This window comes from Sphaerisporangium sp. NBC_01403 (assembly GCF_045040145.1).
Classification (GTDB): domain Bacteria; phylum Actinomycetota; class Actinomycetes; order Streptosporangiales; family Streptosporangiaceae; genus Sphaerisporangium; species Sphaerisporangium viridialbum.
In genome coordinates this window covers 9,533,692-9,548,436 of record NZ_CP109534.1, presented here as the reverse complement: position 1 = coordinate 9,548,436, position 14,745 = coordinate 9,533,692, and the positions used below count along the sequence as shown (strand labels likewise).

12 protein-coding genes are annotated in these 14,745 nt (G+C 68.1%); 6 read left to right on the top strand and 6 right to left on the bottom strand.

The window, feature by feature from the left end:
- Nucleotides 1-475 precede the first annotated feature (475 nt).
- Both OG589_RS43225 and OG589_RS43220 read left to right on the top strand, forming a co-directional pair.
- Entirely contained in the window at nucleotides 476-1,105 is a 630-nt protein-coding gene (locus tag OG589_RS43225) for a hypothetical protein (RefSeq protein WP_405144730.1), read from the top strand.
- Nucleotides 1,106-1,427: 322 nt separating this feature from the next.
- Nucleotides 1,428-2,045, top strand: coding sequence for a hypothetical protein (locus OG589_RS43220; protein ID WP_405144728.1), 618 nt, complete (start codon nucleotides 1,428-1,430; stop codon nucleotides 2,043-2,045).
- A gap of 144 nt (nucleotides 2,046-2,189) precedes the next feature.
- On the opposite strand, the gene OG589_RS43215 is transcribed toward OG589_RS43220, so the two are convergent.
- Nucleotides 2,190-2,816 (bottom strand): hypothetical protein, encoded by a 627-nt coding sequence (locus OG589_RS43215; protein ID WP_405144727.1) that lies wholly within the window; start codon nucleotides 2,814-2,816, stop codon nucleotides 2,190-2,192.
- Nucleotides 2,817-2,985: 169 nt separating this feature from the next.
- Between OG589_RS43215 and OG589_RS43210 the strand changes: the two genes are divergently transcribed.
- Nucleotides 2,986-4,128 (top strand): tyrosine-type recombinase/integrase, encoded by a 1,143-nt coding sequence (locus OG589_RS43210; protein ID WP_405144725.1) that lies wholly within the window; start codon nucleotides 2,986-2,988, stop codon nucleotides 4,126-4,128.
- 74 nt (nucleotides 4,129-4,202) lie between these two features.
- On the opposite strand, the gene OG589_RS43205 is transcribed toward OG589_RS43210, so the two are convergent.
- The 3 genes from OG589_RS43205 to OG589_RS43195 all read right to left on the bottom strand — a co-directional run bounded on the left by OG589_RS43205 (nucleotide 4,203) and on the right by OG589_RS43195 (nucleotide 6,915).
- Nucleotides 4,203-5,420, bottom strand: coding sequence for an NADP-dependent isocitrate dehydrogenase (locus OG589_RS43205; RefSeq protein WP_405144723.1), 1,218 nt, complete (start codon nucleotides 5,418-5,420; stop codon nucleotides 4,203-4,205).
- A gap of 102 nt (nucleotides 5,421-5,522) precedes the next feature.
- Nucleotides 5,523-5,807: a DUF3017 domain-containing protein gene (locus OG589_RS43200; protein WP_405144721.1), complete on the bottom strand. Its 285-nt coding sequence runs from the start codon at nucleotides 5,805-5,807 to the stop codon at nucleotides 5,523-5,525.
- On the bottom strand, nucleotides 5,794-6,915 hold the full coding sequence (locus OG589_RS43195; RefSeq protein WP_405144720.1) for a citrate/2-methylcitrate synthase: 1,122 nt from the start codon (nucleotides 6,913-6,915) through the stop codon (nucleotides 5,794-5,796). Before OG589_RS43195 ends, OG589_RS43200 begins: the two co-directional genes overlap by 14 nt.
- A 182-nt stretch (nucleotides 6,916-7,097) precedes the next feature.
- Here OG589_RS43195 and OG589_RS43190 point away from each other — a divergent pair, with 182 nt between their 5' ends.
- Together OG589_RS43190 and OG589_RS43185 are read left to right on the top strand one after the other, a co-directional pair.
- A complete protein-coding gene (locus OG589_RS43190; RefSeq protein ID WP_358549119.1) occupies nucleotides 7,098-7,745 on the top strand; it encodes an FHA domain-containing protein in 648 nt (215 codons plus the stop codon).
- Nucleotides 7,746-7,900: 155 nt separating this feature from the next.
- Nucleotides 7,901-8,506 (top strand): Uma2 family endonuclease, encoded by a 606-nt coding sequence (locus tag OG589_RS43185; RefSeq protein WP_405144718.1) that lies wholly within the window; start codon nucleotides 7,901-7,903, stop codon nucleotides 8,504-8,506.
- 69 nt (nucleotides 8,507-8,575) lie between these two features.
- On the opposite strand, the gene OG589_RS43180 is transcribed toward OG589_RS43185, so the two are convergent.
- Complete coding sequence (locus tag OG589_RS43180; RefSeq protein ID WP_405144717.1) at nucleotides 8,576-8,986, bottom strand: sensor histidine kinase; 411 nt, start codon at nucleotides 8,984-8,986, stop codon at nucleotides 8,576-8,578.
- A gap of 371 nt (nucleotides 8,987-9,357) precedes the next feature.
- Between OG589_RS43180 and OG589_RS43175 the strand changes: the two genes are divergently transcribed.
- Nucleotides 9,358-12,174, top strand: a complete 2,817-nt coding sequence (locus OG589_RS43175) for an ATP-binding protein (protein ID WP_405144716.1) — start codon at nucleotides 9,358-9,360, stop codon at nucleotides 12,172-12,174.
- 99 nt (nucleotides 12,175-12,273) lie between these two features.
- Here the strand turns inward: OG589_RS43175 and OG589_RS43170 are convergent, their stop codons facing one another.
- Entirely contained in the window at nucleotides 12,274-14,502 is a 2,229-nt protein-coding gene (locus OG589_RS43170; protein ID WP_405144714.1) for a M4 family metallopeptidase, read from the bottom strand.
- Between the last annotated feature and the right edge of the window lie 243 nt (nucleotides 14,503-14,745).

Sequence of the window (14,745 nt, the reverse complement as noted above, 5' to 3'; positions counted from 1 at the left end):
CCACCGTCCGACCTCGTGGTGGACGCCCCCACGTACCTAAAGGAGTGTGCGTCATGCCCGAGGCCGTCATCAGCTACCGGGGGCCGATGCCCACGCAGGGCCCCGGCCCGCGCGACCTCCACCCGTTCATGCCGTGCTTCGCGGTCGAGATCGCCGATGAGCGAGTATTTCGAGTGCACACCGAGTTGACGGCTCAGGGTTCCCACTTCGCCATCAGACGCCTGGAACTAACGGGCCCGGCACCCCTGTCACCCGACCAGGCGCACGAGACTCTGAACAACGCCTTGCAGCTATACGCAGTGCGCCGCCTAGAGCCCCTCACTATGGAATGGCTCAGTACGGGAACCAGGCCAGTTAATCCGAGTGAGGTCTGGACCCTTACGTCAGAAGATGTGTGGCAGCCCTGAGCACCATGGGGGGCATCATAGGGCGCCGCGTCATGACGGCCATATGCGACAAGGGCCAACGAGACAGAGTGCAGAGTGTCGGCGCGTGCCAGGCAGGCGGCCATGACTGCTGGCAACGTATCGTCGAAGTCGAAGCACCAGCCGTCACCCCTGTCTCGCCGTTGGAGTTGGCCGAGGCGTTCGATGTGCTGGATGCCGCATGGCGCCTGGCGTTCGACAGGAAAAAGACGCCGCTACTGGCACTGAGCACGGTGGCGACGCCGGCCGCGCTGTCGCTGGGCTGCGCTACCCGAGCAGAGTTCGAGACTCGGCTTAGCGATCTGGCCGATCTGATCGACCGCATCAAGGTGGATGAGGCACTGCTGCGGCCACGCTCGGACGAGGAAATGAAGAAGGATAAAGACCAACTGCGCGCCAGTCTGAACCGCATGGTGGACTGCCTGCACCACCACCTACCGGCGACCCAGCATCGGGCAGTGGACGCAGCTATCAAAACGCTGCGAACGATCCGGGGAGCACGCAACGCCGAACAGCACGGCATCACCGAGGGAGGCGGACTGACTGCCAAGCTCCGCGAGCTCGGTATCCATGATGCGCCGCCGAACTGGACAGGAGCGTGGGATGTCGTCAGAGCACGGGCGGTCGGGGCGCTTACATCCCTGCGGCACGAGCTGATGGCATACGTCAACACGCTGTAGGTCAAGATGCCTCTGAGCTGGGAGGATCATTCAGCACAGGCACCCGTGGCCAGCCGGAGACACGCCGGAGGCGTCGTTCAACACTGGTCGCCATTGTCTGACTACCTTCGACCTACTACTGCATACTTGAGTAATGACGCCCGACCTTATACCACCGCTCATGACAGGCGCTTTCGCCCTCGGGGGAGGTCTCGGTGGTGTACTGCTTACTGGCTGGATAACTCGACGCAACGAGTCGCGGAGACTAGCTGCCGACGATGCTCGGCGATGGCTAAACGATCGACGCCAACTATATGCTCGATATCTAGTACTCGCGGAATCGATGCATCGAGAGATTGACCGTATCGGCCTGTTACTTTCCTACGATGGACGAGAATTAGTTGAGGACGAGCAAGAAGACCAGATCCAAGATGACTTAGTTGACTATCTCCACCGTTGGGACGAAGAACTGCAACCAGTGCTTCTCGAAGTGCAACTTATGGCGACACCGGCCGTAGCCGACCTCGCTGACCGGGTTTCGGGAGCTCTCTTGGATATCACAACGGCTATTGAGCTCCGTAGGACATTCATCGAATATTACCCGGGTTGGTTCCAAGCTCAAGATTTACTCGAAGTACTACGAAACGCGATGCGAAAAGAACTGGGACTTACTGAAACACTATTATCAGATTCTCGACATGGAGACTGGCCTTGGTTGAGCGACAGGCCACCCCGAGAATCCTACCTGCAACACTATCCCGACGGCCGACACTTCAGCGAGACAGAGGAGCAATTCCTACAACGTATTCAGTCTGCAAAGAATGAAGCTCTTACTCGTCACGGCAACAACCAGACGCTTTCGCCCTCCACTGCTACGGCGCCAGAGGTCACAAAGATGAAGAATATTTCACCAGGAACCAAAAAACCTCGTCCTATGCAGCGTGGCAAGGAGAAGAACTAGCGCGCTCCAGTACGGCTCTGACCCCGCTGACTCTCGGCGAGATCAGACACCTGCTCGTCCACCTGCTCAAACGCAGCGCCCGCACTGTGGCGGATGTCCTGCGCTGGTCCCTGTGGCGGCGCCGACATCAAGCCCGCGCCCAGGTCAGCCGCTACCGGCGGCAAGCCGCTCTAGACGCTTCGCCCACGGGTCCCACTGGAGAGCGACCAGGTCGGCGCCATAGGTCCTCGCCAGCAGGCGGCGTAGCGGCTGATCGATCGCGTTCGCCACGACGACGACCATGTCCCGCTCGGCGTCGATCGAGGCCGCGAAGATTCTCGGATCGTCGAGGGGCCCTCGGTCGGCGGACATCAGGGCATTGAGTTTCGCGACGCTGTGCCTCACCTGCCACACCTCCGGAGAGATCACGAACGGTGTCCGCACCTGGTTGGGCCAGGCCACGCCGCGGAGCGGTGCCGCGGCCAGCTCATGTCCGCGCGAGCTGACGTAGGGGGCGACGAGCCGCCAGGGATGACGGAGCAGGTACGGCGGGGCGAGGTCCTCCGGGTGGGCTTCGGCTCGTTCGTCCGCGAGGGCCAGGGCATGGTTGAACGGCTCGATCCGGGCATCGTACGGCTCGTCCAAGGTGCCGGGTCGTTCCACGAACACCTCGACGGCGTCGGGTGTCGCGGGCTGCACGATCGTCCGGTTCGCCATGAGGAAGAGGAACTCCGGGAGCGCCGCGACCGCATAGAGGACGAACAGCGTCAAGACGACCTTGAGTGTGCGCACGGAGATGCAGTCTAGATCAACTTTGTGATGACGCCCGGGTTCTCCGAGCCTTCTCGCGGGTGGTGGTAGGGGCCGACCCCGGCCGACCGCCCTGCCCGCCGGGTACAAGACCGAGACGGGATCCGACGGCAAGCCCAAGCGCGTCCGCACGGACCGCTACGGCACCGGAATGCGCTACAGAGCCCGCTACATCGGCCCCGACGGCACCGAGAAAAGCCAGTCCTTTCCCGATCGGCAGAAGCGCCAAGCGGAAGACTGGCTAGCTGGGACCGCCGCCGACATGTCTCGCGGGCACTACATCGACCCACGAGCGGCCCGTGTCACCTTTCGCCAGTTCGCCGAGAAGTGGCTTGCCGAGCGGAGTGGCGACCCGAACACAAGAGCATCAATGGGCTCTCAGCTACGGCTTCACGCCTTCCCGTACATCGGCCCTCGGCCCCTCGGCTCGTTCCAGCCCGGACACATCCGAGCGTGGGTAAAGCAGCTCGAAGAGAACGGCGTCCGCGGTTCGTACGCGAAGACCATCTACTCGAACGTGCGTGCCGTATTGAGCGCAGCCGTGGACGATGGCCACCTCGCACGCAACCCGTGCTCCGCGCGCTCAGTGAAAGCGCCGGCTGTCGAGACGAAACGCATCGCGCCCTGGGCCGCTGAGCGAGTCTTCGCGGTCCGGGCCGCCCTGCCCGAGCGGTTTCAGGCCATGGTGGATCTCGGCGCCGGTTGTGGGCTGCGTCAGGGTGAGATCTTCGCTGTGGACGCGGATGAACTCGACTTCGAGTCAGACACGCTGCATGTCGTGCAGCAGCTCAAGTACAGCGAGTACAGGCTTGTCTTTGCCCCTCCCAAGGGCGGCAAGCTTCGGGACGTTCCTCTCTCGGGGCCCGTCGCCGACGTGATCCAGGCGCGCATGAAGCGCTTCCCACCGGTAGAGATCACTCTTCCATGGGGGACACCGAAAGGACCGTTGGTCACCAGACGACTGATCTTCACGCAGGAAAGCGGCGAGGTGGTACGGCGTCCGAGCTTCAACAACGTCCATTGGAAGACCGCGCTTGTAGCGGCAGGCGTCATCCGGGAGCGCAGACGTGGTGAGCCTCACGCCGCCGCTCGGGAGCACGGCATGCATGCTTTGCGCCACTTTTACGCGTCGGTGCTCCTGGATGCCGGCGAGAACATCAAGGCCCTGAGCGAGTACCTCGGGCACCACGATCCGGGTTTCACCCTGCGCACCTACACCCACCTCATGCCGAGCAGCCAGGAGCGGACTCGGAAGGCCATCGCCGCTGTTTTCGGGTCCGGCTCAACGGCTTGACGGCCCACAGACGGCCCAGAGAGGCGAACTGGCCTCTACCTGACGGCAAAGCCGCAGGTAGAGGCCAGATTCAACTAGACGCCCATCTTCTTCTTGAGGTTCTCGTCCAGGGCCGCCAGGAAGTCCTGGGTGGTCAGCCACTTGGCGTCGCCGCCGACGATCAGGGCGAGGTCCTTGGTCATCTGGCCGCCCTCGACGGTCTCGATGCAGACCTTCTCCAGCGTCTCGGCGAACGCGGTCACCTCGGGCTGGTTGTCGAGCTTGCCGCGGTGGGCGAGGCCCCGGGTCCACGCGAAGATCGAGGCGATCGGGTTGGTGGAGGTCGGGTTGCCCTTCTGGTGCTCGCGGTAGTGGCGCGTGACCGTGCCGTGCGCGGCCTCCGCCTCGACCGTGCGGCCGTCGGGGGACATGAGCACCGAGGTCATCAGGCCGAGCGAGCCGAAGCCCTGAGCGACCGTGTCGGACTGCACGTCGCCGTCGTAGTTCTTGCACGCCCAGACGTAGCCGCCCTCCCACTTCATGGCCGCGGCGACCATGTCGTCGATGAGACGGTGCTCATAGGTGATGCCGGCGGCCTCGAAGTCGGCCTTGAACTCGCTCTCGAAGATCTCGGCGAAGAGGTCCTTGAACCGGCCGTCGTAGGCCTTCAGGATGGTGTTCTTGGTCGACAGGTAGACCGGGTACTTGCGGGCGAGGCCGTAGCGCATGGAGGCGCGCGCGAAGTCGCGGATCGACTCGTCGACGTTGTACATCGCCATGGCGACGCCGCTGCCGGGGAAGTCGTACACGTCGATCTCGATGGGCTCCGAGCCGTCCTTCGGGGTGAAGGTCAGGGTCAGCGTGCCCTCGCCCGGCACCTTGATGTCGGTGGCGCGGTACTGGTCGCCGAAGGCGTGACGGCCGATCACGATGGGCTTGGTCCATCCCGGGACCAGCCTCGGCACGTTCGACATGATGATCGGCTCACGGAAGACGACGCCACCGAGGATGTTGCGGATCGTCCCGTTCGGGGACCGCCACATCTTCTTGAGGCCGAACTCCTCCACCCGGGCCTCGTCGGGGGTGATGGTGGCGCACTTCACACCGACGCCGTGCTCCTTGATGGCGTTGGCGGCGTCGATCGTCACCTGGTCGTCGGTCGCGTCACGGTGCTCGATCCCCAAGTCGTAGTACCTGAGGTCGACGTCGAGGTAGGGCAGGATCAGCTGGTCCTTGATGAACTTCCAGATGATCCGGGTCATCTCGTCGCCGTCGAGTTCGACGACGGGACCCGCTACCTTGATCTTGGGCATGCTTGGGGTTCCCCTTCTTGCAACTTCTTACGACTAGGCTGACCAAACGGTCGTTTTGCGAACGCAATGGCGGGCTGAGGCTACCGGACCGGGCATGGGGGGTTACTGCCTACCCATGAGCCATTGCACGGCGACGCTGAGGGCGACCACGGCCATGACGCCACCGAGCACTCCGTACGTGACGGCGTCGGAGCGCCTGTCACGCACGGCGAGCATGCTCTCGCGGTCGCCGTGCACCAGCAGTCGCAGCACGGCGCCGAAGAGCACCGAGCAGGCGACGATCAATGAGCCCGCCCACGCGGGCAGGCCCATCGCGATCGCGCCGAGGCCGACGGCCGCACCCGCCAGGATCAGCAGGTACGGCCCCCATGCCCTACCGTTCGTCAATCGGTGTCCACTTCTGGTCGCGCTCCCCGATGTACTCGCTGTCCGGGCGGATCAGCCGGTTGTCGGCGTGCTGCTCGATCACGTGGGCGGTCCAGCCGGACATCCTGCTGACGGAGAAGACCGGGGTGAACAGGTCCGTCGGAATGCCGAGGTAGTGGTAGACCGTCGCGGCGTAGAAGTCGACGTTCGGGTACAGCCCCTTCTCCGCGAAGACGACCTCCTCCATCTCCTTTGACATCCGATAGTAGGTGTCGTCCCCGCTTGCCTCGGCCAACTCGCGCGACATCTTGCGCAGGTGAGTCGCGCGCGGGTCCTCGGTCTTGTAGACCCGGTGGCCGAAGCCCATGATCTTCTCGCCGCTCGCGAGCTTGTCGCGTACGGCCTGCGCCACGCCGTCCGCGGGGATGCTCTCCAGGGTGCGCATGACCTGCTCGTTCGCGCCGCCGTGCAGCGGGCCCTTCAGGGTGCCGATCGCGGCCACGATCGCCGAGTGCATGTCCGACAGCGTCGCCGCGCACACGCGGGCGGCGAAGGTCGAGGCGTTCATCGTGTGGTCGGCGTGGAGCACGAGGCACTCGTCGAAGAAGTCGACCTCGGTGCGCTCGGGCATCCGGCCCGTGATCTGCATCAGGAAGTTCGCCGCGACGCTGAGGGACGGGTCGGGGTCGCGCGGGGTGCCGCCGGTGCGCGCGGCGTGGTAGCGCGCGACCAGGATCGGCTGCTGGGCCGTCAGTCGCGCGGCCTTGCGCCGGTTGGCGCCGGACTCGTTGGAGTCCTTGTCCGCGTCCTCGGCGCCGGCCAGGGAGACCAGGCTCCTGAGCGCCTCCATGGGCGCCTGTTTCTCCGCGATCTCGGCGATGTTGGCTTCGACGAGGGCGCCGAGGGCGCGGCCTCGGACCAGTTCCGCTCCGTAGTCGGCCAGCTGCTGACGCGTGGGGAGCGTGCCATGCTGAAGCAGGTGCGCGGTCTCTTCGAAGCTCGTGCGGCCGGCTAGATCGTGGATGTCGTAGCCGCGGTAGAAGAGGCGACCGGCTTTGCCGTCGATGTCGCTCAGCGCTGTAGACGCGGCGACGACATCGGCGAGGCCTTTGGTGGGGTTGTCCGCCATGTGTTATTTCCTCCGCTTATCTTCGTCCGAAGTCTACCTGTGAGCAGGTAAAACCGGCCGAGGAGGTCCAGACCAATTTCTGCAGTGATTCTCGTTATGGCAAAGGCGATTCCCCAACCCCTCGTTTGGGTAAGCCGGAGCTGTAGCGGAAGTAACGGCGGGCTACCTGGGGAGGAACTGCCGTGGAGGGGCCGTTCATACGCGTCGAGGACACCGGTGAGGTGGTCCCGTTGCGCCCCGAGATCACGACGATCGGCCGAGGCCGAGGCGTCGACGTAAGGCTGGCTGATCCAAGCGTGTCACGACTGCACGCCGAGTTCATCCGCCGTGGACCCTACCTGTATGTCGTTGACCTGGGCCTGTCCCGCAACGGCACACGGGTGAACGGCAGGCCGATCGCCCGGAGGGTGCTTGACGACGGCGACGTCGTCTCCTTCGGAGCGGCTCGCTGTCGGGTCGGCGGGGTGCCAAGGGAGGATTTCGCCCCGGAAGTCGAGTTGCGCCGCGCGGCGGCGCCGGAGCTGACCAGGCGAGAGGTCGACGTGCTGACCTCCCTGTGCCGCCCGGCGCTGTCCGACGAGGCGTTCGTGGCGCCCGCGACGGCGCGCGAGATAGCCGACGACCTGGTCGTGACGGAGGCGGCCGTCAAGCAGCACCTGTTGCGGCTCTACCAGAAGTTCCGCATTCCGGAGGGCATCAACCGGCGCACAAGGCTGGCCAACGAGGTCGTCGCCCTCGGCCTGGTCCGCCCCACACCGGTGGTCCCCCCGCAGCGCACCTCGGGGCCGGGCGAGTCCCCGCCCCAGGCGGCCAACCGCCGCGCCTCGTAGTCCCTTGCAGGCCGGCACGTCTGGGCCACGCGAGATCGCGTGGCCCAGACTCTTTGTGGCCACAACACCCTCAGGCGGTGGTGCCGGGGCGTTCCGTTCCAGGAGTAGGGGGCAAACTCACTGGAGAGACCGGGTGCAATTGCTAGCGTGAAGCCATGACAGTCGAGGTCCGGAGCCAAAAGATGACAGACCCGCAGCTTCCCGGCTGGATGGTCCCGCCACCGGAGGGTTTCACCGCCGAGGACCTCGATCACCTTCCGGATTTGCCTGCACACACAGAGTTGATAGATGGAAGCTTGGTCTTCGTGAGCCCCCAGAAAGACTTCCACTCTGTGATCATCGATCTGCTCGTCAACGCTCTGCGCCGGTTCACTCCGCGAGAGTTCCGAGTGCGCAGGGAGATGAGCGTCGTACTCGGCCCTCGACAGCGTCCCGAGCCTGATGTGGCGATCCTCCGAGCCGAAGCCCTCGTCGGGCCTGACGCCACCGCGTACCAGGCGAAAGACGTACTCCTCATAGTCGAGGTCGTCAGCCCCGATTCCGAGACACGTGATCGGGAGCGGAAGCCGCAGCTCTACGCCGCCGCGAAGATCGAGCACTTCTGGAGGGTCGAGCAGAACGGCGGTAAGGCGACCGTGTACGTCTACGAGCTCGACCCGGCCACCAAGGCCTACGCCCTCATGGGGATTCACCACGACAAGTTGCAGCTCAAGGTCCCGTTCGAGGTCGACATCGACCTGACGGAGATCGAGAGCCTCTGAGGCCGCGCATCGGTGGGTTCTGATCACCGGGGCCGGAACGCGGCATCGCGGTCCGCGGGCGTAGCCGGTCTAGCTCGGGATGACTCCGGTGATCGTGGTGCCGCCCCGGAGCGTGCTGTTGATGGTCAGCGTGCCGCCCACCTCGGCGAAGTTCGCGCGCATGGCGGTCTGCCCCCGCCCGTCCAACCGGCCGGGACGATCCGCGTACCCGATGCCGTCGTCGCTGACCGTCATCCGCAGACCGCCCGCACCAAGCGTGACCGCGATCGAGACATGCTCGGCACGACTGTGCCGCTCGACGTTGGACAGCGCCTCGACAACGGTCGCGTACACCGCCTCAGCAAGATCGGCCGGCACGGCCTCACCGGGCATCGCCCACACCTCGGCCACGATGCCCGACCGCTCACTCCAGCCGTGAAGATACTCCTCCAGGGACTGGGCGAGGCCCTCACCTTCACGAACGCGAACTTCCTCCGCCATCTCGCCGTCCCCCTGATCCGCGCCGCCTGAGCCGCCGCGCAATCGTTCCTCCACCTGGGGGTGAACCTAGACGCCGGGACCGGTGTGGGAGATCAGCCTGGATGGTGAGGGGCGGTCCGCCGCCATGATGAGAGACCCGCCATCCGACCGCCCGAGGCCACGCCTTCTCATCTGGTTCTGAGGTCACCTGGCTCGGGACGACTCCGGTGATCGTGGTGCCGTCGGAGCCGGTACGGGCCGGGTGGCGTGCGACCGAGTGGGTGGGTTGACCCCATACGCAACACGGCTGTAACGCTCAAGGGTTGACCTTGGGCGGGGGTACGTGGATAACTGTCCCGGGGGGTCCCGCAATCCGTACCCTGGAGCTGTGGATGAGCATCGTGCCCTCGCCCGCACTTGTCGGACGCGCCTCTGAGCTGCGGGCTCTGATCGACGCGATGACCCGTCCACCGGCGGTGGTGCTGGTGGAGGGCGAAGCGGGCATAGGAAAGACCCGGCTCGTCCGCGCCGCGCTCGGCCGCCTCCCGTCCGGCGACCGGGCCGTCCTGCTCGGCTACTGCCACCAGATCCGCGAGCCCTTCCCGTACGGCCCGGTGTTCGAGGCGCTGCGGGACATCAGGGGACGTCTCCCGGCGGCCCAGGCGCTGAACCCCGTCACCGGCGCGCTCCGGGGCTACCTTCCCGAGCTGGCCGACGCGCTGCCGCCCTCACCGCAGCCCCTTGAGGATCCACGCGCGGAACGGCACCGGGTGTTCCGCGCGATACGCGCGCTGCTCGCGGCCGTCGGGCCGGCCGTGCTCGTCATCGAGGACCTGCACTGGGCCGACGACGGCACCCGCGACCTGCTGCGTTTCCTGAGCGGCCAGCCGCCCGAGGGGCTGGCGATCGTGGCGACCTACCGGCGGGAGAACCTCGGCACGGCCGGGTCGCCCCTGGGCCTGGCCTACCGGCACCAGCCGGACACGACCAACGTGGTCGTGCCGCTGGCACCACTCGACGTCTCCGACGTGGGAAGCCTGGCCGGCGCACTGCTGGACCGATCCGATCTGTCCTCCGGGTTCGTCGCCCGCCTGCACGACCGCACGGCGGGCATCCCGTTCGTCGTGGAGGAGGTGGTCAGGTCCCTGCACGACGCGGAGGAGCCCGACGCGCTCGACCGCGCCGGGGTGCCCCTGCTGCTGCGCGAGGCCATGGCCGAGCGGATGGCAGGCCTGTCAGCGGCGGCGGTGGGCGCGGTGCAGGCGGCCGCGGTGCTGCGGCTCCCCGCGGGCGAGCAGCTGATCACCGCCGTCGGCGGCCATTCCGCCGGGCTGGGCGAGGCGCTGCGTGCCGGGGTGCTGCACGAGCATCCCGGCGGCCGGTACGGCTTCCGCCACGCGCTAGCCCAGCAGGCCGTGTACGACGCCATCCCGGGGCCCGACCGCAGATCGGCGCACGATCGGGCGATGCGGGCGCTGGAAGCGGTGGACTCCCCGCCTCAGGTGCAGCTCGCGTTCCACGCCAGGCAGGCCGGGCACACCGACGCCTGGCTGCGGCACGGCACGTCCGCCGCCCAGCGGGCCGCCTCCCTCGGCGACACCGCCCTGGCCGTCGAGATCATCGAGGGCATGCTCGACGATCCCGGCCTGCCGGCGCCCGACCGGGGACCGCTCGCGCTGATGCTGAGCAGGTTCGCGGCCACGGGGCTCTCCCACCAGCGGGTGGTACGGCTCCTGCGCCACGTCCTGCGCGACGACTTCCTCTCCCCCGACGCGCGTGGCGAGGCGCGGCTCAACCTCGGCGTCGTACTGTCCAACCAGGCGGGCGACACCGCCGCGGGAAGGCCCGAGATCAGGGCCGCCCTCGCCGAGCTGAGCGACCGGCCGACGCTGGCCGCGCGGGGCTGGGCCAGCCTCGCGCTGCCGGGCTGGGGCACCGAGTCGCTGGCGCAGCACGAGGAGTGGATGGCCCGCGCCGAGGCCCTCGTCGCCACCGCCGACAACCCCGAGCTGGCGGCGGCGGTCCAGGCCAACCGGGCCTCGTTCGAGATGACGATCGGCTCCCCCGACGCCTTCGCCGTGGCGGCCAAGCTGCCGGTCGCCGACCCGCGCACGGCGGTCCGGCGGGAGGCCGCGCGGGCGTACGCGAACCTGCATGACTCGGCGACCAGCCTGGGGCTTTACGCCGCGGCCGAGAAGTTCGCCGAGGAGGGCAGGCAGCTCGCCGTGGAGAGCGGCGCGCAGTACCCCGCCTATCTCCTGGACGTCTCGACGATCCGCAGGGACTGGCTGACCGGGCGGTGGGACGGGCTCCGCGACCGGGCGGCGTCCCTCGGAGAGCTGGCCACCGAGACCCCGCTGATCGCGGTGGACGTCTGGCTGGTGCTGGGGATGCTCGCCCTGGCGACGGGCGAGTGGGACGAGGCCATCAAGCACTTCCACGGCGCGGGCCTGGACGCGCCGGATGCCCGGTACGTCCCGATCGTGACGGCCGCCGCCGGAGGGCTGATCGATCTGCACCTCGCGCGAGGCGCCCTGGACAGCGCGGTCGCGGAGGCCGAGCGGGCGGTCGCCCGGCTGCGCCGCAAGGGCGTGTGGGTGTGGGGCGCGTACCTGGTCCCGTCCGCCGTCACCGCGCTGGCCTGGGACGGGCGTCTGAAGGCGGCGGCCGATCTGGTCGCCGAGTACGCCGCCGGCATCGCGGGCCGCATCGCGCCCACCGCGCACGCCGCCCTCGACCTCGCGCGGGGCGCGCTGGCCGCCGCCGAGCGGCGGCACGCCGAGGCGATCGGGTTCTTCGCCCGTGCCCGCGAGGCGTACGCCGCGCTGCCCCAGCCGTACGCTGCGGCGCGGGCGGGCGAGGGCGAGGCCCGCACGCGGCTCGCCCTCGGCGACGCCGGCGCGGCGGCGGGCTTCACCGAGCTGGCGGAGCGGTTCGGCCGGCTCGGCGCCACCCACGACGCCGCCCGGTGCAGGCGGGTGCTGCGGGACATCGGCGTGGAGTTCCAGTTACCGCGCGGCCGGAAGGCGGACGCGGGCGTGCTGTCACAGCGTGAGAGGGAGGTGGCCAGGCTCGTGGCCCTCGGGCGTACCAACCGCGAGATCGCCGACGTGCTGTTCCTGTCGACGCGGACGGTCGAGAGCCACGTCGCCACCGTCCTGCGCAAGCTCGGCGTGCGGTCGCGTACCCAGGTCGCCCCGCCCGCCTGAACCTCTTCGCCCGTACGGGGCAAGGACGCCGTACGCCCGGACAACGGCGAACCCCCGGGACCAAGGGGTGGTGGTCCCGGGGGTTCGTCCAGCCGTCGCTCAGACCGTGATGGTCCACGAGTCGAGGAAGCCGGTGTCCAAGGTGTACTGGTCGGTGACCTCAAGGGTCCACGTGCCCGCCGCCGTCTGGGTGACCGGGACCGAGTAGGCCCGGGTACCGAAGGACGTGCAGCTGGAGCCGCCACTGGACTTGACCGTGTAGAGGGTGCCGCTCGGGCCCTTGAGCCTGATCCGGAGGTCCTCGGCGCAGGTGTGGGAGATGGTCACACTGAGCTTGACCGGGGAGACGGCGTTACCGGTCGCGGTCGAGGTGATCGGGCTGTTGATCGTCGAGAGGTCGTTGATCGTGTAGTCGGTGCCGTTGGTGAACGAGCGCCCGCCGGAGGTGCCCGACACGGTCAGCGTGTACGCCGCCGTGTGGGTGGCGCCCGAGCCGGTGCCCGTCACCGTGATCGTGTAGGTGCCCGAAGGCGTCGACGTGCTGGTGCTGATGGTGAGGGTGGCGGAGCCGCCCGAGGTCACCGAGGTGGGGCTGAAGCTCGCGGTCGCTCCCGAGGGCAGCCCGGAGGCGCTGAGGGAGACGGTCTGCGCGCTACCCGCGGTGGTCGTCGTGCCGACCGTGGCGGTGGTCGCGGAGCCCGGAGCCACCGTGCCCGCTGTGGGGCTCAGCGACAGGGAGAAGTCGTTGCTGGAGGAGCTGCAGGAGGCCTCGCCCGACTGCACCGGGACGCTGACCGCGTTCCAGGCCGCCTTGACGGCCGCGCACTCGGGGCTGCTGGCGCCGTAGAGCTCGACCGCCGCCGCCAGGGACGCCGTGCGGATGTTGGCGTACTTCCAGGTGGAGGTCTTCCGCTGGAGGGCGCCCATGTAGATCTTGCCGGCCTTCTGGATGGTGATGCCGGTCACCGAGGAGGGGCCGCCGGAGCAGATCGGGCTGCTCGGCTTGCCGCCACCGGGCGCGGAGCCCTCGGCGAGCAGGTAGAACCAGTGGTTCAGCGGACCGGCGGCGGAGTGCACCTCGGTGCTCGGGATCGAGGTCGACCAGCAGTTGGGGTCCCCTGCGAGGGACGGGTTGTACATGTAGCGGATCGGCCCCTGGCCGACGAGGTTGACCTCCTCGCCCACCTGGTAGTCCGGCGGGTCGTTCGGGTTGTTGGCGTAGGCCTCGGTCAGCGACCCGAAGATGTCGCCCGTGGCCTCGTTGATGCCGCCGTTCTCGTTGCCGGAGCCGGCGCCGCCCGGGGTGGTCTGGAAGATGGCGTGGCCGAACTCGTGGGCCACCACGTCGATCGGCGTGGCCTGGCGGGCGTTGTCCTGCGAGTGCCCGAAGTTCGTGTAGCTGCCGTTCCAGTACGCGTTGACGTCGGCCAGGCCCACGCGGGTCGGGAAGCCGCCGCCGCTGCCGTTGATGCCGCTGCGGCCGAGCCAGGAACCCAGCATGTCCCACTCGCGCTGGACGCCGTAGAGGGCGTCCACGCAGGCGGTCTCCAGGTTCGTGCCGCTGCCGTTGCCCCAGGCGTCGTCGGTGCCGGTGTACGCCGTGCCGGCCTGGCCGCCACAGCGCAGGCCGCTGCGGGTGGAGTCGGTCATCGAGTACGAGGTGCCTGAGCCGCTCGTGTTGATGGTGACCGTGCCGTAGTAGTAGCCGTTGCCGGTGCCCGCCCTGACGTCGTCGTAGGAGTCGGCGATCTCGCCGGTGCTCGCGTCGACGAACACGTGCTGGATGCTCGGCTTGCCGGCGGAGATGCCGGAGACCTTCGCCTCCCACGCGAGACGCGGCTTGCTGCCCCAGGTCAGGACGACCAGGCGCGGGGCGGCGCTGTCGTCGGTCCGGTCCAGCTTGCTCTTCGCCGTCTCGGTGGCGGCCTCGGCGGTCACCGTCGGCGTGGTCGCCACGCCCTGGGTGGTGGCCCCGGTGGCCGACGCGGTGTCGCGCACGCGCCCGTTGGCGTCGGTGATCACGACCGCGTCGCCGCCGACCACGGGCAGGCCCTTGTAGGCGCGCTCGTAGGTGACGTAGTACATGCCCGCGCCCGCCGTCACGGCGGTGCGCTTGTACGTCTCGTTCGGGCTGACGCGCAGCCTGTCCAGCCCGCTCGCGACGGCCTGGTCGGCGGCCGCCGCGGCACGCTGCGACGGGTCGGCGGCGAGGGACTGCACCTTGCCGTCGCTGCCGGGGGGCGGCTTGGCCGCGGCCGCGGTGGCGGGGACCACCACGCCTGCCATTGCCAGGGCAGCGGTCGCTGCGAGTAGTGCCTTGCGCCTCATGGGCGTCTTTTCCTTTCTCTGCCTCCCACGCCGCGTCGCGCGTTGTTCGCGGGCAGCGGCGGTCGCGCCGCCGAGAGTCGCCCGGCAGCGGACACGGTGGGATTAGGGGGGTGATGAGAGAAACGAATGGTGCTTCTCGACCGTTGTGGCGCCGAGACGGGCGGCCACTTCATCCGGCGATGATGTCGCCTACGGCGGGAAGCGGCGGCTATGGCGGGAGGTCGGGAGAGGTCACTTCGCGGC

What these genes read in the sequence shown, in the direction of transcription:
- OG589_RS43220 (WP_405144728.1), top strand. Translation starts at nt 1,428, where the DNA reads ATGCATCGAGAGATTGACCGTATCGGCCTGTTACTTTCCTACGATGGA.
- OG589_RS43210 (WP_405144725.1), top strand. Translation starts at nt 2,986, where the DNA reads ATGCGCTACAGAGCCCGCTACATCGGCCCCGACGGCACCGAGAAAAGC.
- OG589_RS43205 (WP_405144723.1), bottom strand. Translation starts at nt 5,420, where the DNA reads ATGCCCAAGATCAAGGTAGCGGGTCCCGTCGTCGAACTCGACGGCGAC.
- OG589_RS43195 (WP_405144720.1), bottom strand. Translation starts at nt 6,915, where the DNA reads ATGGCGGACAACCCCACCAAAGGCCTCGCCGATGTCGTCGCCGCGTCT.
- OG589_RS43185 (WP_405144718.1), top strand. Translation starts at nt 7,901, where the DNA reads ATGACAGTCGAGGTCCGGAGCCAAAAGATGACAGACCCGCAGCTTCCC.
- OG589_RS43180 (WP_405144717.1), bottom strand. Translation starts at nt 8,986, where the DNA reads ATGGCGGAGGAAGTTCGCGTTCGTGAAGGTGAGGGCCTCGCCCAGTCC.
- OG589_RS43175 (WP_405144716.1), top strand. Translation starts at nt 9,358, where the DNA reads ATGAGCATCGTGCCCTCGCCCGCACTTGTCGGACGCGCCTCTGAGCTG.
- OG589_RS43170 (WP_405144714.1), bottom strand. Translation starts at nt 14,502, where the DNA reads ATGAGGCGCAAGGCACTACTCGCAGCGACCGCTGCCCTGGCAATGGCA.